Genomic DNA, 12,347 nt, shown 5'->3' on the forward strand with positions numbered 1-12,347 from the left:
TGTCCCCTCTCATCACGCACCTCGACACTCTTCAAAATTCGGTCCGTGAAAGCGACGCTTTGGTTTGCCTCGCTGTACCTGATAATGGGATAGCCAACGCTGTTTGTTTTTCATCTGCTGCTCATTGCTGATACCTTCCATCAACAATATTTGTAACCTCTCCAACGCTAGTTTCTTGTTTCGATGCTGAGACCTATCTGACTCAACCCTGATCTGCAATCCTGTCGGCCGATGCGTAACACGAACGGCACTGCTGGTCTTATTAACATGTTGCCCACCTGGGCCCGTGGAGCGCATTGTTTGAATTGAGACCTCTCGTTTCAGGGCTTCCATCTCAATCACTTTGTTACCCGCCACATCGAGCTCCAACACTGCCACATACCAATTCATTCGTTTGTGCTGTCGTCGATAATGGCTCTCTCCTTGCCATTTGATCACCCCCTGCCAATCACGCACAAACGATTGAGCACCATCGCCTTCCACTCGCACTAATATTGAGCGAAAGGCGTCCGGTACGATCAAGTCTTGCTGACGTAACACCTTGTCGTAAGCCATGCTCTCAACGACATCAAATGACAAGCGCTGCTGTTGCGCCGCCACACTCATGACCCGGCACAGTTGAGCAACAACCCAACCACACTCCTTTGGCCCTTGCCCTGCTGTTAGCTGTAACCAACAACTAGTCATATCTCACCTGTTTATTTATAAATTCACTTTCTTCAGGCAAAGCGATAGCCCTGCCGTATTAGACAAATATTTTTTTAGGAAATTGCAGGCGAAAAAAAACCCCAGATAACTTGGTCAGAAAGACACGATTAGCCAGGGTTTTAAACCGGCTTGAAAGTTATCTACTTTCAAGCCCTATGTTAGTTAGAACTTGAAAGGTTATTTTTTCACCTCGTCTGTATATGTCATTTTCTCAACCTCTCTTTAAGCTAGTTCATGGAATATTGCGGGATTTTACGCTCATCACTCTTCATGTCAACACTAAAATAAAAAACAGATGAATCATCTATCTTACCAACTACCCATCCTGACAATCCGCATCTTAATTAATTTAAAATCTTCTAGCTGTCTATTTCTTTATTATATTATTTAGCCACTACAAACCATTTTCATCATGCTACCCACCATCGCATCAATCGCCCTCAAGCATAATGTCACTAATAACGCTTACATCTTATTATTTATAATGACCAGACTAGTACAGCGTAACGATAACGACGAATTGGCGGTGGGCATCGAGACTAGCTCAACTACCGCTAGCTCTCACCTTCACCAACAAGCTCCCAACTCGTCGAAAGGTCACGGTTATCAGTATTATAATGAATAGGCTTTTCGTTTCGCAGAATATCACCCAGCGCCGCTAATTCCTCAATAGAATCAGGTTCGATGCTGACGTCCGTCCCATCGGCCAGCTTTAACCAGATAATCCCGGAGTTTTGCTCTGCTCGCCAATTTAACGAATATTGATTGACTTCCTTCCACATTATATTGCTTCCTTAGTTACGTTATGGTAAAAAAATTTAAGATTCATCTACACCGAAAACGCTTTTAAGCGCTATTTTCCGGCATCCTCCTTGACGTAATCTTGCTACAGCAAATTCACGATATATCATCTCACGGTAATATAATACTGATCGTGCAGAGTTTATATCTTGCCGCCAAAATAGGTTGAATATACGCGACAAAAATAGAGGGCTACCTATATCAACTGCTGAATTGATCAAAATAAAATAGCGTACAAGTAGCCGGCGCTCATCGCCATTGAAAGAATGACGATTAAAAACGCGATAATCATCGTATTTTTAAATATAGACTTCAGCAAAATAACCTCTGTCAAACTCGCTCCCGCGCTACCAATGATCAAAGCCATCACGGCACCAAGCCCCATGCCTTTAGCGGCCAATGCTGCACTTAGCGGGATGACGGCTTCTGCTCGAATATACAAAGGGATGCCGATAACAGCCGCGATCGGGATTGCAAACGGGTTGTCTTCATTGGCAAGGCTCACGACAAGACTTGTTGGCATAAAGCCATAAATCAGCGAGCCGATGGCAATACCACCGATGAGGTAAGGCAGGACTTTTTTAAAGTCAGCCCAAGTTGTATTCCACACTCGCTGCCATCGGCTAACGGCCACCTTGCTGCCTTCACAGGATGATCCACAGCCTTTTGACGCCGGCTCGATATAGGCCTCTGCCTTAACATACCTCTCAAAGCCCAGCTTTTCTAACGAGTAGCCGGCAATGACTGACACTCCCATGGCAATGGTGAAGTAAAACGCGGTGACAGGCAGACCAAAGGTTACCGCAAATAAACCGATAATAATGGGGTTGAGCAGGGGGCTAGCAAATAGGAAGACCATCATGGTGCCAAAGCCAGCCTTTGCCCTTAGCAATCCTTTGAGGAAGGGGATTGTCGAGCAAGAGCAGAAAGGGGTGATCGCCCCTAAAAAAGCCGCGATCAAGTACCCCTTGCCTCCCTTACCACTCAATATGCTCTGTATTCTTTCCGGTGGGATATATTCCTGTAACACGCCCACTATGTAACTGATGACAAGGAATAAAAGCGTAAGCTCCAGCGCAAGAAAGGCAAACATTGTTAAGCTGTCTTGTAACATACTGATATCAATATTTAGCACGACCACCACCTATCCATATTTCTAGAATGGTCGAACTATATAAAAGACCGCTGGTCATATCAAGTTATTTCTAGTAATGTCGAATTATTGTTTTTCAGGTGATCAAATGACTATCGAAATTATCGCTAAAGCATTCAAAGAACTGGGCCACCCCACCCGACTAAGTATTTATAAGCGAGTTATTCGGGCGGGGCATCAAGGGATTGCAGTAGGAGGTATACAAGAAAAGCTCGATATTCCAGGCTCAACCCTATCTCATCACATCTCTAGTCTAGTATCGGCTGGCTTGATTTCTCAGCGACGCGAGAGCAGGACGTTATACTGCATTGCCGAATACGAGCAGTTGCAAGCTGTCATCAGCTTTCTTCAAGATGAGTGCTGCGCTGACGAAGATAACCAATAGCGTATTCAGCAGCCACTGGTTGGCAAGCCCGCCGTTAACTGTCAGCCTTTATGAAGAATGTAGGCGAGCCGATAATAATGGGCAGCGCAATGAATCAGTCGCTACTGTTTCGTAACTCAGGCATCGAAAATCGATTGTGCGCTAAGACAGGGATCTGTTGCCGTATCTTTTCCTGCTCACTCTTATCCAACGTTACCTGAACCCAACCACAGCCCTGTTCTTTTTGCGCTTGAATCCTGCCCCAGGGGTCTACGATCATGCTCTGTCCCCAGGTCTCTCGCCCCCCTTGATTATGAGCCCCCCACTGTCCTGCCGCCAAAATAAAACACTGGGTCTCAATCGCTCTCGCCTGAATCAACGGCTGCCAATGCGCCTCCCCTGTCACCTTGGTAAAGGCAGCCGGTAGCGCAATCAACTCAGCCCCCGCCAGACGCATCGCTCTAAACAGGTCCGGAAACCTAAGGTCATAGCAAATCGCTAAACCTAGCTTGCCAAACGGCGTGTCGATCACGGTAATTTTCTCTCCCGGGCAGAAAGTATCACTCTCCCTATACACTTTCGTGCCATCCGCCACATCCACATCGAACAGGTGTAGCTTGTCATAGTCCCCTAGCGTGTGCCCCTTATTATCGAACAGGTAAGTGCGACTATAGACACGTCCATCCGTGGCACAGACGGGAATAGTCCCCGCGACTAAATAGATATCATAGCGTGCAGCCAGCGTCGACATAGCCTCTTTAAGCACGGTGGATTCGCCGCCTGGCTCTCCAGCATACTCAAGCTGCTGACTTTCATGACCTCCAAAAAGCAAGCAACACTCAGGCAGCACGACCAGTTGTGGCTCTCCGGCAGTGCGTGGCAGCAGCTCCAGCTGCGACTCGATATACGCTAGATTCGCCGACACATCACGGCCGCTTTGACACTGTAATAGACTAAGCTGCACTACTTGCCCCCTTCTTCACGACTGATTAACAGTTTCCTAACAGCAGGCAGGTATTGCTTGCACATTATTATCAAACCGTTATACACCTTTACTGATAGCTACGCTATCGTGGCCTTAAGCTCTGTGGACTGCTTTTGCTGCTTTTGTAAGCCTTCAGCCCACCGGGGTTCACAAAGGGCGTATTTATTCTTGCCTTTGACTCATCTGCTGATGATTCTATAAGGTTCTATAATTGAAGATCCTGATGCTAGCACTGATCCTGAGGTTAACCTCAAAACAATGATTATAAAACGATTCACACATCTCCTTGTATAGTTAACGCCAGCAGTAGTCGCTGTGCGTAGCGAGGTCTAGCTAGCGGACTTTTTGGGCCAACGCTGATTGGCTTTGTTATTTGCGTTTTAGTTATACCGCATATTTAAAATGCGGAAAATTACAAAGCCGAAGACGCAGTAGCTTTTTCAACTGCCTAAACTTGTTCTGTATCGACTAGCGCACAAGACTCGGAACCTTATCTTTAAGCATTTTAATCAGTTCTTTGTTCATATACTCATAGCTATCAGGGATATCCAGTGATATGACAGGCTGACTATTTATTGCCGAGGCAAATTTACTGGAAAGTTTCTTTTTATGTGCTTTTTCCATGACGAATATATAATCAGCCCATTCGATATCTTCGAGGCTCACATGTACTTCTGCGTCATTACTGATTCCAGCAGAATAAACCTCCCAGCCCTCTACGTTACTGAATATCGACTCAGCGGTTGGACTTCTGAGTTTATTCTTGCTGCACAGGAATAGCACCTTAGTCATTTATACTCCAAGAAAGCAGAACACCTTTATAATGGGTGGGTACCCCCCCCTTAATTTGGAGCCATAGATAAGCCTATATTGACGATTGCTTATTTCGTTTTACTCCTGCCAACCCTAACAAAGCGGAACCAAGCAACCATGCTGCCGTAGGAAGAGGTACCTGCGAGACGTTTATAGCTATAGTGTAATCATTAATTGAACCATTGAATCCAGTCCCTCCAGAAGCTAGTGCATTAAATCCAATGAAGCCGAGTTGATCTGTTTCTAATTTTATTGGCAGGAAAAAATAGCCACCTTCATTAGTGTTGGAGAAGATATAATCGTCATAACCTCCCTGTGAGTATCGAAAATAACCAGGAAAGTTACCACCACCGGACAGATCAACCAACGACAATTCAATCGATTCAATCAGCACTATTTCTGCGAATGAAATACTGAACAAATCAAAATCACAATCACCAGTAATAGTACAACCCAAAGTGCCACTGACGATATTGGCGCCGACACCCATTTCTAGCGTTTGAGATGAACTAAGATCACCATCAATCTCCTCATCATAAATAAGTGAGACTGCATTAGAGGAATAGTTGATGGTAAGTAATAAGGCTAAGACCAAGGATTTGTTAGGCAAAATAAAGTACTCCATGTATTGTTATTTTCATATGTTAGTAACTATTCTATCGTTTCAATCACATTGTCAAATTGACTGTGTAAAGCAACTCGACTGTACAAGAGATAATGTAGAATATTACCGAGATATAGCATGCTGACAGCCAGCACCCTATAACGCCCGACACAGAGGCTGTCCAGCCAGCTTTCCTGGCGATACTGCTTGGCCTTGCTATAGCCAGGCTTGGTACACCGTTGGAAGTTGTGAAGTAAGTCCATGCAACTGCCGCTAAGCCGTGTCGTTAATTATTTGAGGGGTACAGTACATTACTTATGGTTGGATGAAAAGTTACAAGTGGCTGATAGCTGTAAAGATTTGCGACGATTAGAAGAGGTGGTGGGCGTTGGGAGAGAGACTGGTGTGAGTATGATTAGAGAGTGAGTTTTTAGCGCTATAACGCCTTACTAATGGGCGCATAAATGCTTGGCTAAAATTCGCGACGAAGGAGCGCAAGCCAAGCGTTTTTCGTCCTTTTGAGTAACTTGTTAGCTTTCAGTTACTTGATCTTTGTAACGCCAGATAAAAGCCTCACCTAGTTCTTCTTGTTCCCAGTGATATTTTACAATGGAACCATTTTCTCTGAATTTACCCCAACCCCAGCCTTCTTCAACGAAGTTAAAGTAGAGGCAACTGCCATTTAAAATAGCAACAACCCAAAATTCATGTTCAAAGTCGTATTGCTCCTGTTTCCATTTAAAAGGTTCAATTTTACACTTAACCCACGTTTTCAATGTTTCAAATTCAGAATCGCTAATTGCAACATCAGCTTCCGCTAATTCTTGATTTACTTCATCGAGAGTTAAATTTGACTGCATACTATCCTTGAAAGCTAACGCCCGCAACAAGGGCTGACAATTGTTTGTGGCTTTTGCATTAACATGCCGAAGGCATGCAAAAGGCGCGAGCAGTTGGCAGTCCTGTTGTGCTTGCGCTTGTTAAATGAACTGTACTGCTACCCATATGAAAAACAATGACCCCGCATAGCCAGTAATTAATTCTATATAATGATAAAATGGAGCATCTTCTTTTGATGGATACCCGCCCAACTTGTTATTCACACTTAGCTCGGTTTTATGTACTGCATTACCATAAAGAAAAGCACCAAAACTAGCTAAAATAGAGAAAACAATATTGTAACCGTCGGACATTTCACTAGATAAGCCAATCAGTCCTGCTATTACAAAAAGCCCACCTATTCTGAATCTTCTTTTTAGGTAATCTACATTTCCTTTCAGATCACTCAAATTATTTCCTTACATTTAACGCCGCCAGCACAGGCGAGCCGAACGTAGTGTGGCGAGTCCAAGCCGCGCTTTATTGCGGCTGATTGTGACTGGCCTTGTTATACGCCTCTAAGTTTATTGCTAGGTATTTCGTGCCCTGCACTGGATTACTTGTAATTGGCTCATGTTCGTCAAAACCCATGTTTTTATACAGCTTATATGCCGCTTTAAACTCCGGTAGAACATCCAAGCACATTTTCTTATACCCAACAGTTTTTGCCTCCAATAAAATCCTCCGGACTAGAGCTTCGCCTAGCTTTATTCCTCTAGCTTGGGGGCAAACATATACACGTTTCATTTCACAGCAATCGTCGTCATATCGACGAAAAGCTGCGCAGCCTAGCACCCTTTCTGAGTCAGAAGCTAAAAATATTTGGGAAGACGCCCCCTCATACTGCTCTGCAATAGATAAAAAATCTTTCTCATTATTTTGAAAGCCGAGATCTTCCTTGGTACTAGAAATATATTCTCTATACAGACAAAGAACATCCTTTAAATCCGTCGGAAAGATCGCTCTTTTAATCGAGTACAATTTTTGATTCCTCATCGCGTATAACGCCCGCCTCAGCTGTCGGAGGTTACTGGCGCCTTTTGTGCGTTTTTTTGCACAAAAGGTGACAGTGACCGGAGGTCAGATTGCAGGCACTTGTTATGTGCTTGATTTAGCGCCAAAGTTGTCCCAATACTCTCTTGATGCATTATTGAGATCCTCGAAGCTAATCTGCCTACCATCTTGCAAAAACAGTTGGGCAACATCGTATCTCGTTCTAATCGTTCCGCATATATCGATTATACTTAAGACTCCATCTTGCTCTTCAGCTGAGAGAGCCTCTAATCCAGGTTCGATATCTCTCAGTTCTTCTATTGATGAATAATATTGAGTTTCATCTTTGGTCCAGTAACGCTCATACTCAAATAATGTGCAGTTTTTCAAAAGAACTGAAATTGTCTCATGGTTACCCGGTAACTTATTTGCTAGATAAGCAATATCTACAGTAATGCTTATATCTCCCGGAACATCACCTTGGATATCTTCTAGGCCTCCGTCATGAAGGTTATTCCATATTTGATAGTCAGATTTCATTCGATACTCATTGGCACATAACGCCTCAGTAATGGGCCGAAGCACGCAGTGCGGAGGTCCAGCCGTGAGGCGACATTGATTGACTTGTTATGCATTTTCCTGTCTGCGTAATTTGATTACTGAAACTACAAAGACCACCAAGGGTGCCCAAACTAAAATAGCCATCAGAAATGCCCTAAGACTAAATAAAGCAAACATTGGTGTAAACACCAACCACAATGGCCAATTTAGCCATGCAGTAACCACCGAGCTACCAGTGAAACCTTTGCATTTGAAGCCAACAAGCATTGCATCGTATGCATAACACCCCACAAACTCGGTGCCCTTTCGCCCATACTCTACTGCTAAAAAGATAAAAATATTAGCTCCCACAGCCACTATAAGAGCAACAAGAAATATTGCCGAGACTTTCTTAAGTAAGTTCCAATTCATTTTGATGCCTAACGCCGCCAACAACGGCAGAATTGTGATTGTGAATTTTGTGCAAAAATGGCGAAGCCATGCACAAAAGGCGCAAGCGCAAGGCTGTCCAGAGAGCCCAGCGAACGATGTTTCTTGGCCTTGTTAGGGCTTTGATTTGTAGAGAAGAACATATTCAAATTAGTTTTCTTGTAAATGGAATATGAGATAAAAAACCAAGCATTGAGCCAATAAAAAAACCAAGAGTTCGTAGAATTTTTGGGTCCCCTGATACAATAACTCCATTGGAAAAATCTATTAAAAAAGCGACTCCAAATATAAATGTGATACCCACTATAATTGAAGTATGAATATATGCAGACTTCCGTTCTTTCCACGTTTTCATGAACCAACGCAGCAGACAAAGCCAATAAGCTAAGAAGCCAAAAGGTATCGTTATGATTACATAGGCCATGCTTAAACCCTAACGCCGCCATAAACGGCTGCCAATTTATTGGCCGTCCGGCGCAGCTTGCTGCGCGAATTTGATGGCCTTGTTATATGCTTTAGCACTGACTGGGCAGAAATATTCTTTGAACTGCCCCCCATTAATTTCGAGAGAGTAACAATTACCCTCTATTTTTGCTTCACGAACTACTTCTCCCTCAAGTTCCGAGGTATATCTGATAATTACAGACTTACTTGAAGATGACACAAGTTCATAACTACTGATTTCTATCCAATCATCCATGACCGAAGTGAATTTTCTGCACTCGATATGCATGAAGAGCTTACCGAAGAAGTTGTTTTCAAATACCTCCATCTGCTTCGGTGTAACATCCTTGGCTTGGCGGAAACTGGCAAGAGTCTTTTCTTCGTCAGATTTCCAATACCCCTCTAGTGGGCAGCCAATCACCCTGAGAGGTAAGACTAATAAAATAGCGATTAGTAAATGTAATTTCATCATTGCATATAACGCCTAAAGCAGCGGCGCGCGTTAGCGCGTCCAGCCCGTAGGGCGACGCTGCCTTTACTTGTTAAGTTTTGTACCTGCACGAAGCCAAAAACCTAACCATGTTGTTAAAAAATGTAGGGCTAAAAATACCACAAAACCTACGTATAGATTGAATATAAAGGTTAATACTAGAGCCGACAAACCGAAGACTACTAGATTTTGAACCCAACCTACTTTGATGTCTTTCTCGTTTAGATCGCACCAATCCCACCAGAGAATATTCCACCATAGACTTGATGCGGCAATGTACTCTAAAAACCAGCGATAAAACCCAGTTACACCTCTATGCCTTAGTTCGGACTCAAGGCTTTCAATGTACGTGTCATCGTGTTGCGTATCCAAGTAGCGATCGCCGATTATTGAGAACGTGCTTCTATCCATAATCGAAACTTAACGCCCAAATAACGGGCTAATAAAGCTTGGCTAAAATTGTGAGCGCAGCGAACCAAGCCAAGCTTTATTAGTCCGCGTTGATTTGTTTGTTAGCTGTAATTTGCCACCTATTAAAATAAAAGAATACAACACCATGCACACTACCAATTAAACCAACTACCAAGCTTGCTGGAAGTGAAATTGTAAAAATGTACTTCATTACTTGCCACCAATTAGCGCCAAGTAGCGGACCACCTGCAGCCATAACTTCGGAAGATATACTCCAAAGCCAAAATATGACGGCCGCTATAAATGCCCATTTAAAGCCATCAATTGCGTACAGTTTGACCGTTGCCTTACCCTCAATTAAAGACTTAGCGAGAACAGAAGAACGGTAAGATACCAAGGCTGAAATAGGAACTAAAACAAATAACATTACAGGTAATGCGCCCCACCATTCAGAAGCTAGCAGCATTCCAATTGATGACCAAGTTACCAACGTAATGATTCCATTTGTTAATCCGATGTGTCGATTATTCACGGTACTTCCATTACAGCTAACAGCGTGATACACCGCAACCTACGGTGTATCACAGTTGCGGTGTAATTCTGGGGTTAATTATTTTAGTTACCCATAAACTACATGATTAACATAAGCTTATCTACTCTCAATAAAAAACCTCTCAGAATTACACCGCAACTTGCGCATGTATTAGAACTACACCGCAATATTTATGGTCTTTTTATCAATCACTTATCCGCCGTCGGTGTATTTTTGAGCCTATTTCTAACAGATTGATACTGCTGGCAAAGGTGTTTTCAGGGTAAATTCGGCCGATATATGCTGTGCCGGCCAAAAGTAGATTTTTGCCTAGCTTTTAATCCTTTTTTGAAATAACCACTCGGCGTGCTTATCCTCAATCGCGATGCGATGTTATTTTTTAATGCTTTGATTATTTTTTAAGCTGAGTCTTTATAGAAAGCAAGCAAAAGGGGCTGTGATGTTTATCTGCCCCCCCCTCTAGACGACCAAACAACTACCGCTGCAACCGAATGCGAGCACTAACAAACCCCTTACGCTGCTCGTTATTAATCGACACGGCATCGATACGCAGGCCTTGCTCTGTCTCTAGGTGATTCATCCATTCCAGTAACTGATTGAACGGCACCTCTTCGAACCACAGCTGCGCCTTGTTGCGGCCACTGGGCTGGTAGCGTTGCATCTTCAGCTTATATTTCGGCAACGTACCGTCGACGATCGAGCTAATGCTGCCCGTCGATGTTTTACTGCCGCCCTTGCGCTGGCTTTTAATTTGCTCGGCAGCGCTGGCCAACCACTGCTGATCTTTCAGCGCGGCCTGATAACGGTTTTGCTGACTGTCCAGATGGCTGTATAACGGCTTAACGACACCAAAGGCGAGCACGGCAAACAGCACAAACAAGGAGCATCCCAACGCCATCCATTGCTCGCGCACTGCGAGCGACTTCCAATATTGCTGCATGGTTATAGCTCCTTAAATTTCATTCTGGCGGCGACCTTGCCATCGCGGTTGTTACTGCTGAGCAGTTCCGCCTGTAGGCCTCGCTCTTCCGCTTCAGCGACCAGCTTTTCTAACTGTGAAAACTTGTCCGCCACAATCGAGGTGCTCACCTCTCTGCTCGACGCCTCGTAGCTCAAACTTTTAATGGTGACGGTCTTATCCTTACTGATCGGCTCTGCAATGGTTGCCAATAACGGCACAAACGGGCCACTGCCACCGCCTGCCCCCTTCAACTCAGATTCAAAGCGTCGGCGTGCACTACCGGTATAGCGCCCTCGAGGAAAGACCTCCTTAAATAGCGTCTCTTCTTGCTGATCTAGCGCTGCCAACTTACCGTTAACAGCGCTAATCTGACTACCAACCACGGCAAGGTTGGCCAATAAGGCACAGGCGGCAATCGCTGCCGGTAACTTCCAGCGTGACCAGATCGATGCCCAATCAACGCTAGGTGAGTACTCACCCTGTAACAGATTCAACTCACTGGCCATCGGCAAACCATCACGCAGCTGACTCAACGGTCGCTGCTGCCAGTCATCGGTCTCATCGCTGACTGCCGCCAGCTCGGCCAATAGCGCATCATCTTCTTCGCCATAACAGACGATACTGTGATAGGACTGCTGCTCAAGTAGTTGGCTCAGATAGTACACGGCCACACTTCGATCGACCGTCGCGGCGAGGTTAACACCGTAGCGTAACTGACAGCAGGACTGATCGACCGCGAGTGTCAGGCTCTGATCCCTGAAGGGCAATGCCAACGGCTCCGGTAGCACCGCTGCCAAGGCAATATTGTGCTCCTCAAATTGTGCTAACAGTACTGCGAAGTATTGCCTGCTAACGACACCTAACACGATGCTAGTGTCCTGCAAGTCAGCGTGCACAATATGCAGTGACTCGACATCCTCGATCAACTGCTCTTCCAGTAGATAATCGACTGTCTTTAGCACGTGGCGTCGCTCGGGGGCGGTAAACTCCACCCGCTCAACAGTCACCTCAAAACCATCCACCAGCAGCGTTACCGCACGACTACCGATTAACCCAGCCAACGTATCGAGACTACCCTCACCGGTCAGCGAGCCTTCACCGTAGCCCCACCACTGAAAGCGGCCGTCGGCTAGCTGTTTTACTATGATCGTGTCACTCACCATCGCTACCTTCTATTGATGTACTGCTGATGCAATCG

General features: G+C 44.8%; 18 protein-coding genes. 1 reads left to right on the forward strand and 17 read right to left on the reverse strand.

Features of this window, described 5'->3' with window-relative positions:
* Positions 1 to 12: 12 nt before the first annotated feature.
* From prfH to EDC56_RS08645, 3 genes are all read right to left on the reverse strand, one after another.
* Positions 13 to 687 (reverse strand): peptide chain release factor H, encoded by a 675-nt coding sequence (gene prfH / locus EDC56_RS08635; RefSeq protein ID WP_123712130.1) that lies wholly within the window; start codon positions 685 to 687, stop codon positions 13 to 15.
* Positions 688 to 1,262: 575 nt separating this feature from the next.
* A complete protein-coding gene (locus EDC56_RS08640; RefSeq protein WP_123712131.1) occupies positions 1,263 to 1,490 on the reverse strand; it encodes a hypothetical protein in 228 nt (75 codons plus the stop codon).
* 236 nt (positions 1,491 to 1,726) lie between these two features.
* Entirely contained in the window at positions 1,727 to 2,644 is a 918-nt protein-coding gene (locus tag EDC56_RS08645) for a permease (protein WP_245980672.1), read from the reverse strand.
* 106 nt (positions 2,645 to 2,750) lie between these two features.
* On the opposite strand from EDC56_RS08645, the gene EDC56_RS08650 reads away from it, so the two are divergent.
* Positions 2,751 to 3,047, forward strand: a complete 297-nt coding sequence (locus tag EDC56_RS08650) for an ArsR/SmtB family transcription factor (protein WP_123712857.1) — start codon at positions 2,751 to 2,753, stop codon at positions 3,045 to 3,047.
* Positions 3,048 to 3,141: 94 nt separating this feature from the next.
* Here the strand turns inward: EDC56_RS08650 and EDC56_RS08655 are convergent, their stop codons facing one another.
* The 14 genes from EDC56_RS08655 to gspL all read right to left on the reverse strand — a co-directional run bounded on the left by EDC56_RS08655 (position 3,142) and on the right by gspL (position 12,312).
* Positions 3,142 to 3,990, reverse strand: a complete 849-nt coding sequence (locus EDC56_RS08655) for a carbon-nitrogen hydrolase family protein (RefSeq protein WP_123712132.1) — start codon at positions 3,988 to 3,990, stop codon at positions 3,142 to 3,144.
* 489 nt (positions 3,991 to 4,479) lie between these two features.
* Positions 4,480 to 4,803, reverse strand: coding sequence for a low molecular weight protein tyrosine phosphatase family protein (locus tag EDC56_RS08660; RefSeq protein ID WP_123712133.1), 324 nt, complete (start codon positions 4,801 to 4,803; stop codon positions 4,480 to 4,482).
* A gap of 73 nt (positions 4,804 to 4,876) precedes the next feature.
* The gene (locus EDC56_RS08665; protein WP_211333622.1) at positions 4,877 to 5,434 is read right to left on the reverse strand and encodes a VPLPA-CTERM sorting domain-containing protein; all 558 of its coding nucleotides are present in this window, start codon (positions 5,432 to 5,434) and stop codon (positions 4,877 to 4,879) included.
* A 41-nt stretch (positions 5,435 to 5,475) separates the two neighbouring features.
* Entirely contained in the window at positions 5,476 to 5,691 is a 216-nt protein-coding gene (locus tag EDC56_RS08670; protein WP_123712135.1) for a hypothetical protein, read from the reverse strand.
* Positions 5,692 to 5,958: 267 nt separating this feature from the next.
* Positions 5,959 to 6,288 (reverse strand): hypothetical protein, encoded by a 330-nt coding sequence (locus tag EDC56_RS08675; RefSeq protein WP_123712136.1) that lies wholly within the window; start codon positions 6,286 to 6,288, stop codon positions 5,959 to 5,961.
* A gap of 120 nt (positions 6,289 to 6,408) precedes the next feature.
* The gene (locus tag EDC56_RS08680; protein WP_148059360.1) at positions 6,409 to 6,717 is read right to left on the reverse strand and encodes a hypothetical protein; all 309 of its coding nucleotides are present in this window, start codon (positions 6,715 to 6,717) and stop codon (positions 6,409 to 6,411) included.
* Between the two features lie 70 nt (positions 6,718 to 6,787).
* Positions 6,788 to 7,288 carry a GNAT family N-acetyltransferase gene (locus EDC56_RS08685; RefSeq protein ID WP_123712858.1) on the reverse strand — a complete coding sequence of 167 codons (501 nt, stop codon included), beginning with the start codon at positions 7,286 to 7,288 and terminating at the stop codon, positions 6,788 to 6,790.
* A 117-nt stretch (positions 7,289 to 7,405) separates the two neighbouring features.
* Positions 7,406 to 7,840, reverse strand: a complete 435-nt coding sequence (locus EDC56_RS08690) for a hypothetical protein (protein WP_123712138.1) — start codon at positions 7,838 to 7,840, stop codon at positions 7,406 to 7,408.
* A gap of 87 nt (positions 7,841 to 7,927) precedes the next feature.
* On the reverse strand, positions 7,928 to 8,272 hold the full coding sequence (locus EDC56_RS08695; RefSeq protein WP_123712139.1) for a hypothetical protein: 345 nt from the start codon (positions 8,270 to 8,272) through the stop codon (positions 7,928 to 7,930).
* A 478-nt stretch (positions 8,273 to 8,750) separates the two neighbouring features.
* The gene (locus tag EDC56_RS08700) at positions 8,751 to 9,206 is read right to left on the reverse strand and encodes a hypothetical protein (protein WP_123712140.1); all 456 of its coding nucleotides are present in this window, start codon (positions 9,204 to 9,206) and stop codon (positions 8,751 to 8,753) included.
* A gap of 63 nt (positions 9,207 to 9,269) precedes the next feature.
* On the reverse strand, positions 9,270 to 9,635 hold the full coding sequence (locus tag EDC56_RS08705; RefSeq protein WP_123712141.1) for a hypothetical protein: 366 nt from the start codon (positions 9,633 to 9,635) through the stop codon (positions 9,270 to 9,272).
* 79 nt (positions 9,636 to 9,714) lie between these two features.
* Positions 9,715 to 10,167, reverse strand: coding sequence for a hypothetical protein (locus EDC56_RS08710; protein WP_148059361.1), 453 nt, complete (start codon positions 10,165 to 10,167; stop codon positions 9,715 to 9,717).
* 496 nt (positions 10,168 to 10,663) lie between these two features.
* Positions 10,664 to 11,128 carry a type II secretion system protein GspM gene (gene gspM / locus EDC56_RS08715; RefSeq protein ID WP_123712143.1) on the reverse strand — a complete coding sequence of 155 codons (465 nt, stop codon included), beginning with the start codon at positions 11,126 to 11,128 and terminating at the stop codon, positions 10,664 to 10,666.
* Positions 11,129 to 11,130: 2 nt separating this feature from the next.
* Positions 11,131 to 12,312, reverse strand: coding sequence for a type II secretion system protein GspL (gspL, locus tag EDC56_RS08720; protein WP_123712144.1), 1,182 nt, complete (start codon positions 12,310 to 12,312; stop codon positions 11,131 to 11,133).
* Between the last annotated feature and the right edge of the window lie 35 nt (positions 12,313 to 12,347).

This window comes from Sinobacterium caligoides, from assembly GCF_003752585.1.
Classification (GTDB): domain Bacteria; phylum Pseudomonadota; class Gammaproteobacteria; order Pseudomonadales; family Sinobacteriaceae; genus Sinobacterium; species Sinobacterium caligoides.